We start from the raw sequence: 14088 nt of genomic DNA, 5'->3' as shown, positions 1-14088 counted from the left end.
ATTTTTTCCTATGCACCGGTGCTGTGTTTAGGGCGTGGAGACTTCAGTCCCTGGCGGAAATGCATGAAAGCTGCTCCGACAAAACCCAGTAAAGTGGTGAGAAAAAAGATCCAGTAGGGAATCTTCAACACGGGAGTTGCCTTGTTAAGATTAGCCAGCACCGTAATGAATGCAGCATAAGCAATGAACAGACAGGCAACGATGGACAGTAGGGCTATGACCTTGCAGAGAAGTATCTTTAATTTTCCGGGAAGCATCTCTCGTAGCTCAGCCATCTCGATGTTTTCACCGCTCGATATGGCCAGCGGATAAGAGGAGAAAACCAGGCAAATCAGCAGGAAGCGAGTGAGCTCTCCCGCGCCAGGAATGGAAAATCCGAATATGGAACGAGTGATAACCTGCATGAAAGGAACAAATATCATGCCTGCCAACAATGCCAGGCAGAAAATTTCCAGCAAATTTTTTCCGGATCTCAAGCTTTTCCCGGTCCTCATGTTTTTTCCGGCGCTCATACTTTCGCCCCCATGTGAAAGGTAGTGTCAGTAAGGACCAGCAGCCCTTACTGACAAACGGTTACTCTATTTCCGAGATCTGTTCGATATAGGGTTCGAAGTTGGGGTAGTCTTCGTTGATTTGTGCAAGAACCTTCTCACGGAAGGCATCCAGATCAAGGTCGTTCTCTTCGGTGACGAAAGTCATGCCCTTTTCCGTCAGCTCCTCAACAAGGCGAGTCTCGCGCTCCTGTGCCCATTGAAGGGATTCCTGGGCTTTTTCCTCGAGAATCCGTGTAATGACTTCCTGGTCACCTTCGTCCAGGGACTGCCATGTGTCCTCGTTGATGAATACCGCCAGTATGGAGTGCATGTGGCCGGTCATCGATACATGCGACTGCACTTCATAAAGGCTGTTGGACATGAGCATGGTCAGCGGGTTTTCCTGGCCAACTACGAGCCCGGTCATTAATGAGGTCGGAAGTTCAGAGACTTCCACGGGAGTTGGCTCGGCACCGAATCCCTTGACCATGGAAATCCATATGTCTAGCGGTACAGCGCGGAAGGGCTTGCCTTCCAGGTCGGCGGGGGAGCGAACGGGGAAGTTGGCAGTAATGTGCCGTGCACCACGGTACATCCGGCCGATGATACGTAAGTTACCTTCTGCGACCAGTTGGTCATTCATCTCGCTGACGACGGGGGATTGAGGATCGGTGGCTTTCAGTGCGTGTGCGGCGTCACGATAGATAAAGGGGGCGTTGAAGACGGCTATATCGGGGACGATCTGGGCGAGCGAGGCAAATTCGTGATGTGCCAGTGAGATCGAACCAAGTGACACACCGTCGACCATTTCAGCAACACCACCAAGCTGGCTAGCCGGGAACAGATCGATCGTTATTTCTCCGTTGGTGGCCTCCTCGATGGCAGCTGATGCTTCCGATGCATAGCGTGTCTGAGAATCGCCCTCCGAACCGACATGGGCATAGCGTAGTGTTTCGGCTGATACGGAGATGGTAGTGAAGCTGAAAGCTAAAGTGGCAATTGTCAGAGCGAGCTTTTTCTTGAGAAACATCTTGTACCTCTCTTTTGTTGACGTGCCGCTAACTTATTGGCGTGCCGCTAGGGCTGATCTTGTTATCGTTCGCCTCTGAGCAATGTCATGCACAGAGTGTGCTACGGATACGCTTTCGTATTTCCATCGTCCCTGGTTGATCGTCCTGGCCGGACAGGAAAGGCATCGAGCTTCGCTTCCTGTACTATATTATTATGAACTCATAATTCATTTTTGCGTTTTGTACTTTCGTCGCTGTTGCCGGTCTGGCGACCGGCATGGTGTCGACAGTAGTATTTCCGCGGGCGTCACGGGCCGGGGTGGTGTAGACGGGGTGATATAGACAGGGCGATCCTGTTCGCGGTTGTGCTTGCCAGTGGTGGACGAATTGGACGAATTGGACGAATTGATCGATGAGTTGAGGCAACAAGCCCGGTTGGCGTTGGTCAGTGAGATTGGCCATGGACATTGCCCAGCAGCGCCATCGGCATCTCACTTTCTTCGCGCCTGGTCTGTCAGGATACTGACCAGTTCAGGCACCGTGGAATGGGCATGGCCCGGGGACTGTGCGTCCTCCAGCACCTGATGGATTCCTGCGGCGGCGCTCTGGGTCGCATTGGTATCCCTGGCCATTGCCAGGTAGTAGCCCAGATCCTTGTGCGCATTGGAGATGCTGAAGCGAAAGCCACTGTCGTCCCGCGCGAGAATGTAGGGCCGCAAGCGCTCCAGGACGGTTCCCGCGCCACCGCCCTGGGCCAGTACGTCGACCAGCACTTCGGCCTCGATACCACCTTGTTCGGCACAGGCCGCCGCTTCCGCCAGCACTGTGGAAAAGCCGATCGATACGAAATTGTGCAGCAGCTTCAGTTTATGGCCCGAGCCCACCGGCCCGGCATGGGTGATATTTTCGGCATAACTCTGCAGCAGGGGGAGTTGGGCTTCGAAGAGTTCACGGTCCCCCCCTACGATCAGGTTGAGTCGCCCCTCTGCGGCTTCCTTGGGGGTACGGGTCATCGGAGCATCCAGGAAACGACCACCCGCGGCTTCCACCGCCTCGGCAATCCGCAGGGTGGAGCTGGGTATCGCCGTCGAGCAATCGATGACAACCCTCCCCGTACGAAGTCCCTCCAGAACGCCGCCATCACTGAACAACACGTCTTCGACCTGAGGAGTGCCTGTCACGCAGAGGATGATGACATCGGAGTCGGCGGCGAGTGCCGCCCCACTGGAGTAGGCGGTTGCTCCCCTTGAGATCAAGTCCTCGACCGGCTGGTTGCCAGGATGTTCCAGGAAGTTCAAGGACCAGCCGTGGCGTTGCAGGCTGCTGGCGATGCCATGCCCCATCAACCCGACGCCGACCATGCCGACCCATTGTTGCTTGCTGCTCATATGCCATGTCCTGTGTCGTTTACCCGGTCGAAATTCAAAGGCCGCCCATGCAGAGATACTTGATCTCGATATAATCATCGATGCCGTACCTGGAGCCTTCGCGACCGATACCGGACTCCTTGATCCCGCCAAAGGGGGCCAACTCGCTGGAGATGATGCCCTCGTTGATACCTACGATGCCGGATTCCAGGGCTTCCGCTACGCGCCAGACGCGCCCTACGTCACGGGTATAGAAGTAGCTGGCCAACCCCAGCGTGGTGTTGTTGGCCTGGCGGATCACGTCATCTTCATCGCTGAAGCGCAACAGCGGGGCCACGGGGCCGAAGGTTTCATCGTGCATGAGCATCGAGTCGGGGGAGACGTTTGTCAGGATCGTCGGTTGGAAGAAATTCCCCTGCAGCTCGTGGCGTTTCCCGCCCAGATAAACGCTAGCCCCCTTGGCTTTCGCATCCTCGATATGTTGCTCCACCTTCTCGACGGCCGCCGGGTTGATCAATGGCCCTAGTGCGACGTTCTCCTCGAGACCGCTGCCTACCTTGAGTGCGCTGACGGCAGAGGCCAGCCGGTCGGCAAAGTCGTCGTAGATCCTGTCGTGAACGAAGATCCGGTTCGCGCAGACACAGGTCTGGCCGGTGTTGCGAAACTTGGAGGCCATCACCCCTGCAACCGCCTGGTCGAGATCGGCATCCTCGAAGATGATGAAGGGCGCATTGCCACCCAGTTCCATCGAGACCTTCTTGACGGTTTTCGCGCACTCGCCGAGTAGTATCTTGCCGACTTCGGTGGAGCCGGTGAAGGAGAGCTTGCGAACGCGTGGGTTGTCGGTCAGCTCGCTACCTACGACGTCCGAGTTCCCCGTGACAACATTCAGCACGCCCCGAGGTACGCCGGCCCGCTCGGCGAGTTCAGCCAGCGCCAGGGCCGAGTAGGGGGTACTTGAAGCGGGTTTGACCACCACGGTGCATCCGGCCGCCATGGCCGCGGCCGCCTTGCGGGTGATCATGGCGTTGGGGAAGTTCCAGGGGGTAATGGCAGCTACCACGCCGACCGGCTCCTTGGTGACAACAATACGTCGATCATTGGCATGAGCCGGGATGATATCGCCATAGATCCGTTTGGCCTCTTCGCCAAACCATTCGATAAAAGAGGCGCCATAGGCGATTTCTCCACGTGCCTCCTGAAGTGGCTTGCCCTGTTCCAGGGTCAGGATCTGAGCCAGATCCTCCTGATGCTCCATGCATAGGTCGAACCAGCGACGAAGGATCGAGGCACGTTGCTTGGCTGTGCTGGCTTTCCACAAGGGAAAGGCACGATCGGCGGCATCAATGGCTGCGCTGACTTCGTCCTTGCTCAGCCTGGGTACCGTACCCAATCGGTTACTGGTGGCCGGATTGGTGACCTCGATGGTGGCCTTTCCTTCGGCCTCTGCCCAGCGTCCATCGATATAGCAGTGTTGTCTGAAAAGGGCGGGATCATTCAGGTTCATGGTATTTCCCGAGTAGTGAGTTTCATGGAACTAGTCGTGGGTTTTAATGAACGAGCCGACATGTGCCGATCGGCCGCTGGCGCAATGTGGGCCGCGATCCTGGCCGTGCTTGATGTCTCTCTGAGTCAACCCTGTCTGAGTCAACCCTGAGCCTGCTGTCTGACATGACCGATAGGAGGGGGGAGTCAACAGGATGATTTAATATGAATTATGAATTCATTATACTAAATGCCACTTTCGTCGATAATTTTCTTGGGTCTGGAGAGGCACATGGAGGACAGGAAGGGAAGGTCGGCTGCTATCGCCAGATTCTCTCAGAGAAATGTCAGTAAAATCAGATTTTTGTGACTGATAAAGCACTGCTTGAGTCTGGTTCTGGAATGTCACTTCCGGGGCTGTCGGTGGTAGCCGGGGCTTCTGGAGGAAGCCGGAACAATGTGTGGGTAGACTAAAGTTCTCATTGATAAAATGAATTATGAGTTCAAAATTACAATAATCATGACTGCGAGGGCAGGCCACAGGGCTTTCGGCCTGGCGGTCCTGGCAGGAGTGCGCTGCAAGAGGATGTTCCGGTGGCCAGTGCTGGACATGCCCGTCGCAGCTATGGGTCTGTACATGCCGTGCAACAATTACAAATCGGAGTGACAGAATGACCAGAATGAAATGGGTAGGGAAAACAGCAATGTCAGGTGTGCTTTGCCTGGCAGTTTTCAGTGGTAGCGCAAGCGCTTGGGAGCCGGAGCGTAATGTTGAATTCATTGTGCCGTATAGCGCCGGCGGAGGCAGTGATATCAATGCGCGCATGCTGGTGGAAGTCATCCGCCAGAATGACTTTGTCGACCAGACGATCCTGGTCAACAACCGACCGGGCGGCTCGGGGGCCGTTGGTAATAGCTATACCTTCAACAAGAGAGGGGATGACCATACCATCATGACCTTCAATGGAGGCCAGATGATGAGCATGGTGACGAACGACGCCGATGTTCAGCTGGAAGACTTGACCCCTCTCGGTACCTTGGCGCTGGATACGCTACTTCTGGGTGTGGCTGCAGATAGTGATATCGAGAATGTCGATGAATTGGTCGAACAAGCGAAGCAGGATCCGGGCAGCGTCACCATTGGCGGTGCTGGAAGAGGAGGAGAGGACCACCTTGCCTTTGCCATGCTCAACTCCAGTCTGGGCGCCGATTTCCAGTACGTTCCCTTCGGCGGCACTGGCGAAGTGACTTCAGCCTTGCTGGGTGGCCATATTGATGCGGCCGTATACAAGCTGGGTTCACGTATGGATCCTGCACAGGTTAGAAGCCTTGCCGCTCTTGCGGAAGAACGCCTGGAAGCCCCCTATGACGATGTCCCCACCTTCGCCGAGCTTGGTCATCCTGATATCAAGCTCATGATTTTCCGCGGCTATGCCGGTCCTCCAGATATGCCTGCGGAAGCCGTAGCCTACTGGGAAGGTGTATTGGAAAAGGCCTCAGAAAGCGAGCAATGGAATAATGACTATATCGATAAGAATAACCTGATTGGTACTTTTGTGGGTGCCGAGGAAAGTGCTGAGTTTTATAGTGAAGAGAAGGCAAGGTATACCGAGAAATTCAAGGAAGTCGGTATCATCGAGTAAAATTTCTGGCGGCGTTATGGTGTTCCTGCTATACCATTCGCCGCCTTTTTTTATGTGATCATTGCAAGCGACTATTTTAATCTTCCGATGTGTAGCGAAACGAGGCTGTCATGGTAAGGGGAGGGGGAAATATGAATATTGAAAAGTCTCCTGAGAAAGAGAGCCTATCCTGTCTTCCGGGTCTAGTCACCATCGGTATTGTGTTGATGGGGGCTGCGTGGGCAGCGCTTGGATACTTCAAGTACGGATTTTGGGTAAATAGTGGCCCTGGAGGTGGGTTCTTCCCGGTTGTAGCAGGATTGGGGGCGGCCGTGCTGGGAATCTATGAGTTCTTGTTCTCTCCTGTAAAAGTCAAAGCTGTGGGAATCAAGGGGCTTTGGCCAGCGGCTGCCATGGCCGTTACAGTAGCCAGTATTCCCTTGATAGGCATGGTGTTGGCCATGGCGTTGTTCATCGTGCTATGGATCCTGATCGTAGAGCGAAAATCCTGGTACAAGGCCGTTCTGACCGGAGCCGGTGCTGGTGCAGCAATTTACCTCGTGTTTTCCCTATGGCTGAAGGTGCCATTCCCTCAAGGATTTTTCCTTGAAATGATAAAATAAAGGGGAAGTCTTCTATGGATATCCTGCAGTCCTTGCTGTTGGGTTTTGCCACCTCTCTGACAGTTCCTAATGTATTTGCTGCGCTGGTCGGGGCCAGCTTGGGTATCATGATCGGCGCGATACCAGGGCTTGGCTCCGTGACCGGTGTTGCCTTGTTATTGCCGCTGACATTTCAAATGGATCCGATCACAGGGATCATCATGCTTGGTGCGCTGTATTATGGTTGCATGTATGGCGGATCTTACAGTGCCATCATGCTCAATATACCCGGTGATGCACCCGCCGTAGTCACGGCCCTGGACGGTTACCCGCTTTCGAAGAAAGGTCAGGCCGGGAAGGCTCTATTCACTGCCAATATTTCTTCTTTCATTGGCGGTACCGTAGGCATTGTGATGCTCACTTTCATGGGAGCAGCCCTGGCCAGGATCGGCTTGATGTTTGGGCCTGCAGAAGTCGCCGCACTCGTGGTCCTTGCTCTCTGCTCCATCGGTTGGCTGCTCGGTGATAGCCCGAAGAAGGGGCTGATCTCGACGTTTGTCGGTGTCATGCTGTCGATGGTGGGCATTGGCTTGGCGTTTGGGCAACCACGCTTCACCTTCGATTCCATGTATTTGCTGAATGGAATTTCCTTCATTCCCCTGGTCATCGGAATGTTCGGGTTTAGCCAGGTGTTGGAAATGATGGTCAACAGGATAGATGCCGAAGGGTTGATGCAGAAAATTGGTCTGCGGAAGAGTCTGTTGGATAGAAGTGAAGTTCGCCGGATTATTCCGGTATCGCTCCGTTCTGGCGTGTTGGGTAACCTTGTAGGGATTCTTCCAGGAGCCGGCGCCACCACCGGCTCTTTCCTGGCGTATGTGCTCGAGAGGAAGGTAGGGCGCAACGGTGATGAGCTTGGTACAGGGAAAATCGAGGGTGTGGCAGCTTCGGAAGCAGGCAACAATGCCGCAGCGGCCGGCTCCTTTGCCCCTCTTCTTTCCCTGGGCATTCCGGGGTCCGGTACTGCCGCCGTCCTATTGGGAGGCTTGATGATGTGGGGCGTACAGCCGGGCCCCATGCTCTTTCAGAACAGCCCTGATTTTGTCTGGGGTCTGATTTCTTCCATGTACCTGGGTAATGTCATGGCGGTACTGGCAGCATTGGCCATTATCCCCTTCCTGGTAAAACTGTTGAGAGTTCCGCCTGCCTTCATGATTCCTGTCATCGCGGTTATCTGTGTAGTGGGGGCCTACAGTGTCAATAACAGCATGTTTGATGTCTGGTTCATGCTGGGGGCCGGGGTAGTGGCCTATTTCATGAATGTCGCCAAATATCCAGTAGCGCCCTTGCTATTGGCCTTTGTACTTACACCCAGGCTTGAGACGAGCCTCCGTCAGGCACTGGATATCTCACGTGGAGATTTCTCGATATTCTTCAATAGCCCAATTGCTCTCACGTTGTTGGGAGTCACTGCATTGTTTGTTGTGTTTCCTTTTGCAAGGAAGCTTCTCCCATCTCAAAAAAGAAAGATGTTGGCAAAATAATCCTGGGAGCCCTCTTTTCAAGGGGAGAGGGCTCTAGATTAATTATCTACTCCTGCTTGTTTTCCCCATTCTTTGGGGAGGTGAAATATACACGATAGATTCAGGCTTGCAGTGGCCTCAGGTGCTCAAGGTAGCGATCCTTGCGCGCTACGTAGCTCTGACTGCTCTCGGCCAGTCCCGCCACTTCCTCCGGTCTTAGGGTCCGCACCACCTTGGCTGGTGAGCCGAGGATGAGTGAGTTGGAGGGAAATTCCTTGTTGGCGGTGACCACCGAGCCGGCTCCGATCAAGCAATTCTCGCCGATCCGGGCGCCGTTGAGGATGGTCGAGTGCATGCCGATCAGGGAGCCGTCACCGATGGTGCAACCATGCAACATGACCAGATGACCGACGGTGACGCCCTGGCCGATGCTCAGAGGAAAGTCGGGGTCGGTATGCAGCACGCAATTTTCCTGGATGTTGCTGTTGGCACCGATATGAATCGGCTCGTTGTCGCCTCGTAGCACGGCTCCCGGCCAGATGCTGACATTCCTGCCCAGCCGGACGTCACCGATGATGGCTGCCTCACGAGCGATGAAAGCGCTGGCATCGTAGCGGGGCGAAAGCTCCTCGAGCGCGTAAGTGGTCATGTCCTGTCTCCTCTTGATGTAGGTCAACGGCTGTTGACTGTTCGGCAGCCGGCAGTGTCGCCGCCCAAACATGAACACGATAGGAAGCTCCGCGGGTGGTGTCAAAGAAATGTATTCATAATTCACATCAGTAGATGGAGTCGGTCTTTCTATAACTTCATGTATTTTCTCTGAAATTCATCTATATGCGGAATAAGGCAGACAAAGGTCTAGTGCCTAAGAATGAATTATGAGTTCATAATTCAAAAAATGAACGATAACATTCTTGAGCCATGTACTGCTATCCAGATGACATGAGGACCTGATCGCACTCTGCTACACCAGCCGTGATTACAAGAGCGCCGTCAGCGCTTTCATCGACAAGACATCACATGCCTGGCCCGGAAAGTAGTGGCGGCTCCATAACAGTTCGTGGCCTTTGCCGATTGCAATACTTTCATATCACAACGAGGTGGTTAGCATGCTTCCATTAACGAAGATGAAGGTTCTCGACATTTCCCAGATCATGGCTGGTCCATACTGCACCATGGTGCTTGGCGATATGGGAGCGGAGGTCATCAAGGTTGAGAAGAAGGGCGGTGATGACAGCCGCCAGATGGGTCCTTACGTCAATGATGAGTCAACCTGCTTTGCACAGATCAACCGCAACAAGAAGAGTATTTCACTGAACCTCAAGGAGGAGGAAGGGCGCGAGATATTCTATCGGCTCGCCCGGGAAGCCGATGTGATAGTAGAGAACTATCGCACCGGTGTGGCAAAGAAACTCCAGGTGGATTACGAAACCATCAAGGCCCTCAATCCTGGCATCATCTACTGTTCCATCTCCGGTTACGGGCAGACCGGCCCTTATAGCCAGAAGGGGGGCTTCGATCTGGTTGCTCAGGGAATGACGGGGTTGATGTCGATGACCGGTGAGCCAGGTCGACGTCCGTTGAAGACCGGCATTGCTGTCTACGATATCGGTGCGGGCATAACCGCCGTCTATTCGATTCTTGCCGCCTACATCCACAAGATGAATACCGGAGAGGGGCAGCACGTAGATGTGGCCATAGCCGAATGCGGTCTTCCCTGGTTCACTTGGGAAGCTGCGGCATATTTCGCGGAAGGTACTGTTCCCGAGCCCACTGGCTGGCGTCATCGAGTATCCGCACCTTATCAGGCCATCGAGGTACAGGATGGCTATATCATGTTGGGTTGTGCCAACCAGCGTACCTGGGAACGTCTCTGTCACGAGGTTATCCATCGTCCGGACTTGTTGAAAGATCCGCGCTTCCGGACTAATCATCTACGTGGACAGAATGTCGAAGAGCTGGAAAGCGTGCTTGAGGAGATATTCGTGCAGCATGGGCGTGAGTACTGGTTATCGAAGTGTGATCAGGCGGGCGTCCCGGCTGGCCCTATCAATAACTTTGCCCAGGCCCTGGAAGACCCACAGTATCAAGCGCGTGGGATGGTGCAGGAAATAGATCACCCGGCAATCGGCAGGATGAAAACTATTGGTTTTGCCAGCAAGCTCTCGGAGACCCCTCCCCAGATACGTCGGCCGGCACCGCTCTATGCCCAACACACTGATGAAATCATGGCTGAGCTGGGCATCGATGAGGCACGCTGTGAGGAGCTACGTCGAAAGGGGATAATCAAGTGACAAGGACAGCATAACAGTCGAGGCGGAGCGTCCATATTCTACTGCTTAGCCGATGTGGGGGCGGTCTCTCGCGACCGAACGACCGACCTGCGGGTAGATTGCACCAGCTTGTAGAATTTACTTTCCATACGAAACCGCAGCGTTTGGAAGGATCCAGGGGCACTCGGCTAGATAACGATGTTGGAAAGCGACGATATCCTGCTCCCATGCGAGCGTGGCCTGGATATCGTCGATGCCGTGTAGTAACCGCTCACGGCTACCTTCATCGATATCGAAGGTCAGGCAGTTATTCTCTTCCCAGCGAATCTCGCAGCGCTCCAGGTCGACCGATAGCTGCGCTTGGGTATTGGATTGGCAGTGAACGACGAGGGTATAGAACGCCTCTTGCTCGAGTTGGATCGGCAATAGGCCGTTGCGCATCGCATTGTTGCGAAAGATATCGGCGATCTTCGTCGAGATGATTACCTGGATACCGTAGTCGACGAAGGCATAGACTGCTCCCTCGCGGGACGAGCCACAGCCGATGTTGTGGCCGGCCAGCACGATGGAGCAAGGCGGCATTGATGCCGGGATTGGCGAATCGACACGCTCGTTGCCGTCCATGTCGTAGCGAGCATCATAGAGCAGATAATGGTGATAGCCGCTATTACGGGGCTTGCGCAAAAAGCGGGCTGGGATGATCTGGTCGGTGTCGATATTTTCGTTGAGCAGAAGCAATGCGGGGCTGGTGATCTGAGATACAGGCTTCATGCGGGCTCTCCTGATACCTGGCGGACATCGACGAGTCGGCCGTGCAAGGCAGCCGCGGCAGCCATTGCCGGGCTCATCAGGTGGGTACGAGCACCAGGACCCTGACGGCCGGGGAAGTTGCGGTTACTGGTGGAGGCGCATCGCTCACCGGGAGCGACGCTGTCGCCGTTCATCGCCACGCACATCGAGCAGCCGCTCTCGCCCCAGTCGGCGCCGGCGGCACGGAACACATCGGCCAGTCCCTCAGCTTCTGCCTGGGCCTTGACGTGATTGGAGCCGGCGACGATCAGTGTCGGCACTTTGACCTTGCCTCCAGCAAGCACTGTCGCGGCGGCATGCAGGTCGCTGATTCGCGAATTGGTACATGAGCCAATGAATACCTGATCGATGGGTAAGTCGCGCAGCGGCTGGCCGGGGACGAGCGCCATGTAGCTCAACGTTGGGTGGTTGTCGTCGAGTTCGGGGACGACGCCGGTGTTGATGGGCAGAGACTGCTCTGGGTTGGTACCCCAGGTAATCCGTGGTTCGACCTCACAGGCGTCGATGACGACGGTCCTGCCGTATTCTGCTCCCGGGTCGCTGTAAAGGCTTTGCCAATACCGTTCGGCCTGTTTCCAGGCTTCGCCCTTGGGGGCGTGTGGCGCTTGGCGTAACCAGTCGAAGGTAGTGTCATCGGGAGCGACCATACCCACCCGAGCGCCGGCTTCGATCGTCATGTTGCACAACGTCATGCGGGCATCCATGGACATCGTGCTGACAGCCGGCCCGGTGTACTCGACGGCGTGATTGGTGGCGCCACCGGTGCCAATCTCGTGAATGATATGCAAGGCCAGGTCCTTGGCGGTCACGCCTTCCCTCAGGTGTCCTTGGATATGGATTCGCATCGTCTGCGGGCGCCGTTGCCAGAGTGTCTGGGTGGCTAGCACGTGCGCGACTTCAGTGGCTCCGATGCCCATGGCCAGAGCGCCGAAAGCGCCATGGGTTGTGGTGTGGGAGTCGCCGCAGACGATGATCAAGCCAGGCAGGGTCAAGCCGAGTTCGGGGGCAGCGACATGCACAATGCCCCGATCCTCATGGCCCAGCCCAAGATAGGTCAGATGATGGCGGCTTGTATTCTCGTCGAGTAGACGAATCATGCCGGCGACCTCGGGGTCGTCCTCGAGACCGGCGAGATTGGAAGGCACATAGTGGTCAGCGATGCCAAAGGTCAGCTCTGGGTGAGCAATCTCGCGCCCGCTACTGTCGAGCTTGTCGAAGGCATGGAAGGAGCCCTCATGGACGAAATGTCGATCGACCCAGAGCAGGTCGAAATCGCCAGAAGTGGCCACCGAATGTTGGCGCCAGATCTTGTCGAAGAGTGTCAGGGCGGGTTGCGACATATTGGGCCTCCGAATCTCATTGGGTCGCGGCACGCCGGCGTTTGAGTACGCCGTTGATGATGCGTGGCGCAAGCGACAGCAGCAGCAAGGCGAGTAACACCAGGGTGATGGGACGGTCGGTGACGAAGCCGATATGACCGCCGCTGATTTGCATGCTGCGCACCAGTTCCCCTTCCGCCATGCCACCTACCAACAAGCCAACGACGGTGGCCGCGACCGGATAACCGTAGCGGCGCATCAGCCAACCGATGATGCCGGTGGCCACCACCGTGATCGGCCCAACCATATTGCCGGTGATGGCATAGGAACCGACGACCGAAAGCACCATGACGATGGGGATCATCAGTTTCAGCGATAGCTTGACGATGTAGCCGGCGAGAAAGATGAATACGCTGCCGATGAACAGCAACAGCAGGGCCTGAGCCATGTTGCCCAGGATCAGTGCGTAGACGATATCGGTATTCTCACGGATGAAGCGCGGACCACCGGTAACGTTGTGCAGTGCGAAGGCACCCAGCAGTACGGCGGTACCGGCGCCGCCGGGCAGGCCAAGGGCAAGCAGGGTGATCATCGAACCACCTTCGGAGCTGCTGTTGGCCGATTCGGCGGCCATCAATCCGTCGGGATTGCCTTTGCCGAAAGATTCCGGCTCTTTTGAGCGTTGCTTGGCGGTGGCATAGGCGGCAAGGTTGGCGATACTCGCGCCAACCCCGGGAATGGCGCCGATAACCGCTCCCATGACACCGCCCCGCAGTAGCTGGAAAGGCTTGCCGAGGGCGTGGCGCATGCCACCGAGAATGTTTCGGAACTTGACCACGCGCAGACGACTGTCATCGACGATGTACTGCTTTCCGATAAGGTTGAACAGTTCCGATGCAGCGAAGAAGCCGATCAGCGCAGGAATCGCCGGAATGCCATCCAGCAAGTACATGCTGCCGAAGGTGCCTCGCATTTGGCCGGCGTCGCTGTAGCCGATGGTACTGATCAGGATGCCGAGTATGCCCGCTGCGATTCCTTTGGAGATACTGGCGTCATTGAGTACGGCGATCAGCGTGACGCCCCAGAGCGCTATTACCAGCATCTCGGTGGGACCGAGTCGCAATACCCAGTGAGAAATGGATTGAACGGTGAGCAGTAGCAGAACGTAGCCCACCAGGGTGCCGAGTACCGACCCAACCAGGCCGATACCGAGTGCCTGGGCGTGTTCGCCACGGCGAGCCATTGGGTAGCCGTCGAAGGTGGTAGCGACTGATGAAGACGTGCCGGGGATATTGAGCATGATGGCGGGAATGGCACCGCCGAAGCCGCCTCCTGTGAAGATGGCGGTGAGAAACAGGATCGCCGGCAGAAAGTCCATATACAGGGTGGCCGGCAGGAAGACGGCCATGGCGATCGAGATCGAGAGCCCGGGAATCGAGCCGAAGAATAGCCCGATGATCAGCCCCGGGGGCACCACCAGCCAGGCACCAGGTGTGCTGAGCAAGTTGATGGCTGCCTGGAAGGCATCGACGTTGATCATGGTG

Annotated in this window: 12 protein-coding genes; 4 read left to right on the top strand and 8 right to left on the bottom strand. The window is 55.8% G+C overall.

Annotation, left to right across the window (positions count from 1 at the left end; genetic code table 11):
* Positions 1–8 precede the first annotated feature (8 nt).
* From BUE38_RS05985 to BUE38_RS05970, 4 genes are all read right to left on the bottom strand, one after another.
* Entirely contained in the window at positions 9–512 is a 504-nt protein-coding gene (locus tag BUE38_RS05985) for a TRAP transporter small permease (protein ID WP_234986790.1), read from the bottom strand.
* A 61-nt stretch (positions 513–573) separates the two neighbouring features.
* Positions 574–1563: a TRAP transporter substrate-binding protein gene (locus tag BUE38_RS05980; RefSeq protein ID WP_073434100.1), complete on the bottom strand. Its 990-nt coding sequence runs from the start codon at positions 1561–1563 to the stop codon at positions 574–576.
* A gap of 471 nt (positions 1564–2034) precedes the next feature.
* Positions 2035–2931: an NAD(P)-dependent oxidoreductase gene (locus tag BUE38_RS05975; RefSeq protein WP_073434099.1), complete on the bottom strand. Its 897-nt coding sequence runs from the start codon at positions 2929–2931 to the stop codon at positions 2035–2037.
* Positions 2932–2965: 34 nt separating this feature from the next.
* Positions 2966–4417 (bottom strand): NAD-dependent succinate-semialdehyde dehydrogenase, encoded by a 1452-nt coding sequence (locus BUE38_RS05970; protein WP_073434098.1) that lies wholly within the window; start codon positions 4415–4417, stop codon positions 2966–2968.
* A gap of 649 nt (positions 4418–5066) precedes the next feature.
* Here BUE38_RS05970 and BUE38_RS05965 point away from each other — a divergent pair.
* From BUE38_RS05965 to BUE38_RS05955, 3 genes are all read left to right on the top strand, one after another.
* Positions 5067–6038, top strand: coding sequence for a Bug family tripartite tricarboxylate transporter substrate binding protein (locus tag BUE38_RS05965; protein ID WP_073434097.1), 972 nt, complete (start codon positions 5067–5069; stop codon positions 6036–6038).
* 131 nt (positions 6039–6169) lie between these two features.
* Positions 6170–6640, top strand: coding sequence for a tripartite tricarboxylate transporter TctB family protein (locus BUE38_RS05960; RefSeq protein ID WP_073434096.1), 471 nt, complete (start codon positions 6170–6172; stop codon positions 6638–6640).
* A 14-nt stretch (positions 6641–6654) separates the two neighbouring features.
* On the top strand, positions 6655–8163 hold the full coding sequence (locus tag BUE38_RS05955; protein WP_073434095.1) for a tripartite tricarboxylate transporter permease: 1509 nt from the start codon (positions 6655–6657) through the stop codon (positions 8161–8163).
* 100 nt (positions 8164–8263) lie between these two features.
* Here the strand turns inward: BUE38_RS05955 and BUE38_RS05950 are convergent, their stop codons facing one another.
* Positions 8264–8791, bottom strand: a complete 528-nt coding sequence (locus BUE38_RS05950; RefSeq protein WP_073434094.1) for a gamma carbonic anhydrase family protein — start codon at positions 8789–8791, stop codon at positions 8264–8266.
* 460 nt (positions 8792–9251) lie between these two features.
* Between BUE38_RS05950 and BUE38_RS05945 the strand changes: the two genes are divergently transcribed.
* Positions 9252–10436 (top strand): CaiB/BaiF CoA transferase family protein, encoded by a 1185-nt coding sequence (locus BUE38_RS05945; RefSeq protein WP_073434093.1) that lies wholly within the window; start codon positions 9252–9254, stop codon positions 10434–10436.
* Positions 10437–10553: 117 nt separating this feature from the next.
* On the opposite strand, the gene leuD is transcribed toward BUE38_RS05945, so the two are convergent.
* The 3 genes from leuD to BUE38_RS05930 are packed head-to-tail and all read right to left on the bottom strand — an operon-like array spanning position 10554 to position 14084.
* A complete protein-coding gene (leuD, locus tag BUE38_RS05940) occupies positions 10554–11186 on the bottom strand; it encodes a 3-isopropylmalate dehydratase small subunit (RefSeq protein WP_073434092.1) in 633 nt (210 codons plus the stop codon).
* On the bottom strand, positions 11183–12565 hold the full coding sequence (leuC, locus tag BUE38_RS05935) for a 3-isopropylmalate dehydratase large subunit (RefSeq protein WP_073434091.1): 1383 nt from the start codon (positions 12563–12565) through the stop codon (positions 11183–11185). The genes leuD and leuC overlap by 4 nt, the downstream gene beginning before the upstream one ends.
* A gap of 16 nt (positions 12566–12581) precedes the next feature.
* The gene (locus tag BUE38_RS05930; protein WP_073434090.1) at positions 12582–14084 is read right to left on the bottom strand and encodes a tripartite tricarboxylate transporter permease; all 1503 of its coding nucleotides are present in this window, start codon (positions 14082–14084) and stop codon (positions 12582–12584) included.
* Positions 14085–14088: the final 4 nt, after the last annotated feature.

The sequence above is a fragment of the Halomonas cupida genome, from assembly GCF_900142755.1.
In the GTDB taxonomy this organism is placed as follows: Bacteria; Pseudomonadota; Gammaproteobacteria; order Pseudomonadales; family Halomonadaceae; genus Halomonas; species Halomonas cupida.
This window is presented reverse-complemented; position numbering and strand designations above follow the sequence as displayed.

Bases quoted from the DNA above. Each gene is read 5' to 3' on its own strand.
- BUE38_RS05985 (WP_234986790.1), bottom strand. From the start codon at position 512: ATGAGCGCCGGAAAAAACATGAGGACCGGGAAAAGCTTGAGATCCGGA.
- BUE38_RS05980 (WP_073434100.1), bottom strand. From the start codon at position 1,563: ATGTTTCTCAAGAAAAAGCTCGCTCTGACAATTGCCACTTTAGCTTTC.
- BUE38_RS05975 (WP_073434099.1), bottom strand. From the start codon at position 2,931: ATGAGCAGCAAGCAACAATGGGTCGGCATGGTCGGCGTCGGGTTGATG.
- BUE38_RS05970 (WP_073434098.1), bottom strand. From the start codon at position 4,417: ATGAACCTGAATGATCCCGCCCTTTTCAGACAACACTGCTATATCGAT.
- BUE38_RS05965 (WP_073434097.1), top strand. From the start codon at position 5,067: ATGACCAGAATGAAATGGGTAGGGAAAACAGCAATGTCAGGTGTGCTT.
- BUE38_RS05960 (WP_073434096.1), top strand. From the start codon at position 6,170: ATGAATATTGAAAAGTCTCCTGAGAAAGAGAGCCTATCCTGTCTTCCG.
- BUE38_RS05955 (WP_073434095.1), top strand. From the start codon at position 6,655: ATGGATATCCTGCAGTCCTTGCTGTTGGGTTTTGCCACCTCTCTGACA.
- BUE38_RS05950 (WP_073434094.1), bottom strand. From the start codon at position 8,791: ATGACCACTTACGCGCTCGAGGAGCTTTCGCCCCGCTACGATGCCAGC.
- BUE38_RS05945 (WP_073434093.1), top strand. From the start codon at position 9,252: ATGCTTCCATTAACGAAGATGAAGGTTCTCGACATTTCCCAGATCATG.
- leuD (WP_073434092.1), bottom strand. From the start codon at position 11,186: ATGAAGCCTGTATCTCAGATCACCAGCCCCGCATTGCTTCTGCTCAAC.
- leuC (WP_073434091.1), bottom strand. From the start codon at position 12,565: ATGTCGCAACCCGCCCTGACACTCTTCGACAAGATCTGGCGCCAACAT.
- BUE38_RS05930 (WP_073434090.1), bottom strand. From the start codon at position 14,084: ATGATCAACGTCGATGCCTTCCAGGCAGCCATCAACTTGCTCAGCACA.